The sequence below is a fragment of the Moorena sp. SIO2C4 genome, assembly GCF_010672485.1.
GTDB classification, from domain to species: domain Bacteria; phylum Cyanobacteriota; class Cyanobacteriia; order Cyanobacteriales; family Coleofasciculaceae; genus Moorena; species Moorena producens.
Genome location: NZ_JAAHGN010001040.1, coordinates 1 through 2,639 on the forward strand (window position 1 = coordinate 1; position 2,639 = coordinate 2,639).

The window sequence follows — 2,639 nt, forward strand, 5'->3', positions numbered from 1 at the left end:
TGGGCAATCACATTCAGCATGGAACGACCCACAATTGCCACCTTCCGGTTTTGTTTTTGGGCGATATCCAGGACTATACTTATCCGGTGAACTGAGGAGGCAAAGGTAGTCACTAGGACTCGTCCTTGTGCTTGGGCAATGGCCCGTTCTAGATTCGGATAAACCGAACGTTCAGATGGAGTATGTCCGGGAACTTCGGCGTTAGTCGAGTCACTCATCAAGCACAAGACCCCTTTTTCCCCATGTTCCGCTAGTGTTTGGAAATCGAAGAATTCTCCATCGACAGGGGTATGGTCAACTTTGAAATCACCTGTATGGATAATCACACCCACTGGCGTATGAATGGCAATGGTAAAGCTATCAGCAATTGAGTGAGTGTTGCGAATAAATTCTACAAGGAATGAAGAACCGATATGTACCGTTTCACGGGGCATTACAGGTTTCAATTCCGTGTGATCAGCTACACCAGCTTCTTCTAGCTTGCCTTGAAGTAATGCCATGGCTAAGCGGGGTCCATAAATCACGGGAATATCAAACTGCTTTAAATGATAGGGAATGCCACCAATATGGTCTTCATGACCGTGAGTGACAATCATGCCCTTGATTTTGTGACGATTTTCCCGTAAATAGGTCATATCGGGGAGGACGATATTAATTCCATGCATCTCATCATTAGGAAAGCCAATCCCAGCATCTAAGAGCAGGATTTCGTCATTGAATTCAAAAACACAAGTGTTCTTGCCAATTTCATGGAGTCCGCCTAGGGGAATAATTTTTAAAGCTGGTTTAGATGTTTGCTTAGTCATTTTAATCCTCGGGGGGTTTTTGATAGTAAAAATTTGATAAAAGTGATACCAATTACCTTTTTAATATAGATATAAATTACACATATAAAGCAATGATGTATAGCTTTTTATGCTAAAATCATTATTAGCAAATAAACGTGAAAATAATAGGAAATAAAATAATATAAAATAAAAAAATAGTAAAAAATTAGGGATAAAGGAAGCCAAAATTCAATCAACCCTTTATAGCTAACTAATCTCCCTCGCAATCCCTAACATAGTCTTCGCTAAGCAGTCATTCATCTTTCCTCCCTTACAAAGCGAAGATAGATCTGATCAAAGGTAATTGTTACCAAAAAATGAGTACTGATTTAAATTAAATCCAGCTCAATTAGAACCTCCTTTAAACGGGATTTTAATTCAGAGGGTAGTTCGCACAGGGGTGAGCGAAAACTACCCACCTGCCAACCTTGAAGTTCTAGTGCTGTTTTGATCGGGATAGGATTGGTAGTACAAAAGAGTACTTTAAATAAGGGAAAAAGCTTGAGGTGAATTTGAGTAGCCTCGGTAGTTTTACCCTCCTCAAAAGCTTGAATCATCTGTTGGATTTGGGAGCCAACCAGATGACTGGCTACACTAACTACACCTGCTCCTCCTAGTGCCAGGGTGGCTAGGGTAAAGGAGTCATCGCCAGAATAGATGGCAAAATCTGGTGGGGTTAAACGCCTAATTTGACTAGTCTGTTCAAAGTCGCTACTAGCCTCTTTGAGAGCTACGATATTAGGAATTTGGGCTAAACGAGCAATCGTCTCCGGTTGGAGATTTTGTCCTGTGCGACCCGGTACATTGTAGAGCATCAGGGGAAAGTCAGGACTCGATTTTGCGATCGCTTGGAAATGTTGGTATAGTCCTGACTGTGGCGGTTTATTGTAATACGGTACAACTTGTAATGATCCATCTAACCCTAGTTTAGCAGCTTTTTCAGTAGCAGCGATCGCTTCTTCTGTAGAATTTGAACCCGTTCCAACAATTACCTTGGCTTTACCTGCAACTGCTTTTTGGACTACTTGGAATAGCTGGTACTCTTCATCCCAGGTAAGGGTAGGAGATTCCCCAGTCGTACCACATACGACCAAAGTATCTGTCCCATTGTCAACCAAATGAGCTGCTAAGTGCTCTGCCACAGCATAATTGACGCTGCTATCTTCCCTAAACGGCGTAATCATCGCCGTTAGCACACGTCCAAAATTGACCACCCTTTTCTAACTCCTCATTAATTATTGGTCATTGGTCATTGGTCATTATTCATTAGTCATTATTCATTAGTCATTGGTGTAGCTTCTGTGCCAGAATACTTTTTGCGAGCGACAAAGGACTTTTGACAAAACCCGACAAAGGACTAAGAACTAGGGACTAAGGACTTTAGCCAATTTTTGGCTACCAATAACTCAGCAATTTGCACTGCATTCAAGGCAGCACCCTTACGAATCTGGTCTCCACTCAACCAAATTTCTAGACCACAAGGGTGAGAAAGGTCTTGTCGAATCCTACCCACTAGTACTTCGTCATTACCGGACGCATCAATAGGCATAGGGAAGTAGTTCGCCTGCCAATCTTCTACTAGTTTTACTCCAGGGGCAGTGGCTAATATTTCTCTTGCCTGAGCCACTGGCATGGGTTGGTCGAATTCTAAGTTAACTGCTTCTGAGTGAGCACGCAGTACGGGAACCCGTACACAGGTAGCACTAATTTTTAACTGTGGAGCATTAAATATTTTGCGGGTTTCATTGACCATCTTCATTTCTTCCTGACAGTACCCCTGCTCATTTAAAGGGGAGTTGTGGGGGAACAAGT

3 protein-coding genes are annotated in these 2,639 nt (G+C 42.3%); all 3 read right to left on the reverse strand.

The genetic code is table 11. The features are described 5' to 3' along the window. Positions 1-806, reverse strand: an 806-nt coding sequence (locus tag F6K20_RS33330; RefSeq protein ID WP_287297629.1) for a ribonuclease J, incomplete at its 3' end; no start/stop codon positions are given. A 350-nt stretch (positions 807-1,156) separates the two neighbouring features. Beyond that, positions 1,157-2,041: a 4-hydroxy-tetrahydrodipicolinate synthase gene (gene dapA, locus F6K20_RS33335; RefSeq protein WP_044493598.1), complete on the reverse strand. Its 885-nt coding sequence runs from the start codon at positions 2,039-2,041 to the stop codon at positions 1,157-1,159. A gap of 143 nt (positions 2,042-2,184) precedes the next feature. Next, positions 2,185-2,639, reverse strand: a 455-nt coding sequence (locus F6K20_RS33340) for an Asd/ArgC dimerization domain-containing protein (protein ID WP_287297631.1), incomplete at its 5' end; no start/stop codon positions are given.